The sequence below is a fragment of the Draconibacterium sp. genome (genome assembly GCF_041583095.1).
Lineage (GTDB): Bacteria > Bacteroidota > Bacteroidia > Bacteroidales > Prolixibacteraceae > Draconibacterium.
Genome location: NZ_JBFHGM010000402.1, coordinates 1 through 3,166, shown reverse-complemented (window position 1 = coordinate 3,166; position 3,166 = coordinate 1). Strand labels below are relative to the sequence as shown.

The following is a 3,166-nucleotide window of genomic DNA, read 5'->3' as shown; positions in this document are numbered from 1 at the left end:
TCGGGTTACGCCGACGAATTGGAGTTTGAAATTACCCGTGGCGATATTCCGCTGTACAGTGTTGATGTGTCGTACATGATTGACGACCATACTGGTTTTATAAAAATTAGCCGTTTTTCGAATGCCACCTACCGCGAGTTTATGGAGGGAATGCTGAAACTGAAAGATGCCGGTGCCGAGAAGGTGATTATCGATTTAAGAAGCAACCCCGGTGGGGCACTGGTTGGCGTGTTGCAAATGGTTGACGAATTTCTGGAAAAAGGAGAGCCAATTTTGTACACCGAAGGCCTTCATCAGCAACGAAAAACCTACAATGCTTCGGCAAAAGCAACTTTCTCCGACATCGGCGTTTATGTAATGATCGACGAGTTTTCGGCTTCGGCAAGCGAGATTTTTGCCGGCGCCATGCAGGATAACGACCGTGGATTTGTAATCGGGCGCCGTTCGTTCGGAAAAGGACTGGTACAAGAGCAAATTCCATTGATGGACGGATCGGCATTGCGCTTAACAGTGGCGCGTTTTTACACACCCAGCGGACGCTGTATTCAAAGTTCGTACGAAGATGGCAACGACGAGTATTACGATCATATTTACGAGCGTTTTCACAATATGGAGCAGTTGGTAGCCGACAGCATTCATTTTGTTGATTCGTTGCGCTACGAAACCAAAGGCGGACGCGTGGTTTACGGTGGTGGCGGTATTATGCCCGACTTTTTTGTGCCGGTTGATACCACAGGAAATTCAGAGTATTTCAACCAGATTTACCGCAAAGGACTGATTTATTCGTTTGCTTATGCTTACGCTGATTCGCACCGCGGGGAGCTTTCGAATTTCACCTCAGCCGGCGAGCTCGAGAATTATATGGACCAACACAACGCCATGAACGAATTTATTGCCTATGCCGAAGAGAAGGGCGTGAAACGAAATGCCGAAGGTTTAAAGATATCGGGGAAGGTGATTAACACGCAAATGAAAGCTTATGTTGCCCGGAATATCATGGGCGAAGAAGGTTTTTACCCCATTATCAAACAAATTGATAAAACGCTGTTGCGCGCCATCGAAGTGTCGCAGCAAAACCTGATGGTGCAGAATGTGGTGGCTACCGATTCGGTGGTTTCAGTGTTGCAATAAGATAATTTACCCGCAGGTATAGAAAGATCCGGGCCGTATTATCTGAAAAGATAAACGACCCGGATTTTTTTTGAAAGACTATTTTGAATTACGTCGCCCCGGGCTATAATAAAACGCACTTTCAGCGCTCTTTTTATTATTTTAATCCGACAGCAAATATGTTATAGGGCTGAAAGTCCGTAGTAATTTAGCCCCGGGCAAACGCACCGCCGTATGGCTGGAAGTGTCGCCCGGGGCTAATGTTAAGCATTATTAAAGGCGCAAATGCAAAAGCATATTGAAAATGAAACGTGCCATGCGCCTCATATAGAGACCCCTTTTTAGAAAATTAAGCGTAAAATATTTGCGTACAAAGGGTAGATATCCCGAAGGGATAAAACATGATTAAGCTCGTGTGAAAACCAGGAGCGGGTTTTATAAGGCTCCAAGGTGGTGGAAGGTAATAAGGTAATGAGGTTTTGGGATAGATCAGGTGCAAAGGCTACTAAGGTTTTGGTTGAAGAATAAGGTTTTTGTTTACCATGTAAGAATGAACGGCTTTTTGGTTCCGGAACTTGATTGCAATACGTAAAACCTTGTCTGTAAGGAATAAACCTTAGTAGTAAGGTTTTAAAATAGAAATCAAACCTTATTACCTTATTGGCAAAACAAAAACCACTTCTTTTAGCGTGAAATGGCTGTCAGGAGAGCTGTTTTTCGGAAAATAATTGATGAAATGGTACTGAATGCTAAAAAGTATGCATTGATATTTAAAGAAAACGAACTGTTTCCTAAAAAGTACAAAGTTATATTCAATGAAACTGCGGTGTATCCTAAAAAGTATAGGTTTATATTTAATGAAATTGCGCGGTATCCTAAAAAATAATGATCGATATTTAATGAAACTGTGCAGTATCCTAAAAACAATTAATTGATATTTTAGGAAACACCGCAGTATTATTAAGAGTAATTGGAATAAATGTATTAACTTACAGAGGTATAACAGTTTGTTTAAAGAGAATTAAGTAATGGCTATAAACAATCTTACACCGATTACTCCCGAATTGCTTTACGATGGTTTGGTTGAAAAACTTCCGGATAAAAAGTCGAGAATGACAGAATTTATCCGCGAAAACAAAAGCAGCGGAAATAACTATATGGATTTATTTGCCCAAACGGTTCGCGTTTACGGAAAGCGCGACGTGGCAGACTATGGCGAACTGTTAGGTGTAAATTACAGGCATTTGGATGGTGCTGTACGATGGATGTCGGGGATGGGAGTGCACGCCTGGATGACTGAATACCTGCGCCTGGTAGCGTGCGATTTGGTAGAGCACACCGATTTTAGTTTTAAGGAAATTGGTAAGATTATGGGCTTTTCGCAAAGCAGCTTTTCGCAGTTTTTCAGAGCCTATCAGAAAATGCAGGCCTGGGAATACCGGAACCTTAAACAGCATGGGCGAAAAAGAAGGTATTTTCGGCGATGATGGTTGGTCATTGGTCACTGGTCATTAGTCATTGGTCACTGGTCATTAGTCATTGGTCACTAGTCATTGGACATTAGTCAAAAGGAAGGTGATGAGAAAACAGTATCTGGTATTGAGTATTCAGTACTGAGTATTGAGTAACCAGTAATCAGTAACCAGTATCCAGCATCAAAAATCTAATATCCGATAATCAATTTCGAATATTCAATATCCAATATCCAACGATCGAGCATCGAGTATCCAGTATCGGGCATCCAGCATCCAGTTGAGCGAAGCGAAATCCCGACCGGAAGCGTCGGGGTAACAGATTTCTCGCTGCGCTCGAAATGACAGCATCTCGTCACTCTTATCTCGTAACTAGTGTCTTCTAATTCTATTTCGATATTTCCAACATTCGTTGAATCGGAATCCGGGCTTTTTCAATTACGTCTTGTGGAAGTGTAACCTCCGGCTGTTCGTGTTTTAAGCAGATGTACAGCTTTTGCAGGCTGTTTAGCTTCATGTACTCGCAGTCGTTGCAGGCGCACGTTGAATCGTTCGATGGTGCCGGAATAAATACCTTATCCGGA

General features: G+C 42.5%; 3 protein-coding genes. 2 read left to right on the top strand and 1 reads right to left on the bottom strand.

The window, feature by feature from the left end:
• Both ABZB17_RS21765 and ABZB17_RS21760 read left to right on the top strand, forming a co-directional pair.
• Window positions 1-1,131 (top strand): S41 family peptidase (locus tag ABZB17_RS21765; protein WP_372653637.1); only part of this gene is annotated, 1,131 nt, incomplete at its 5' end.
• Window positions 1,132-2,138: 1,007 nt separating this feature from the next.
• The gene (locus tag ABZB17_RS21760) at window positions 2,139-2,597 is read left to right on the top strand and encodes a helix-turn-helix domain-containing protein (protein ID WP_372653635.1); all 459 of its coding nucleotides are present in this window, start codon (window positions 2,139-2,141) and stop codon (window positions 2,595-2,597) included.
• Window positions 2,598-2,970: 373 nt separating this feature from the next.
• Here ABZB17_RS21760 and nadA read toward each other — a convergent pair.
• On the bottom strand, window positions 2,971-3,166 hold a 196-nt coding region (gene nadA, locus ABZB17_RS21755; protein ID WP_372653633.1), incomplete at its 5' end, for a quinolinate synthase NadA.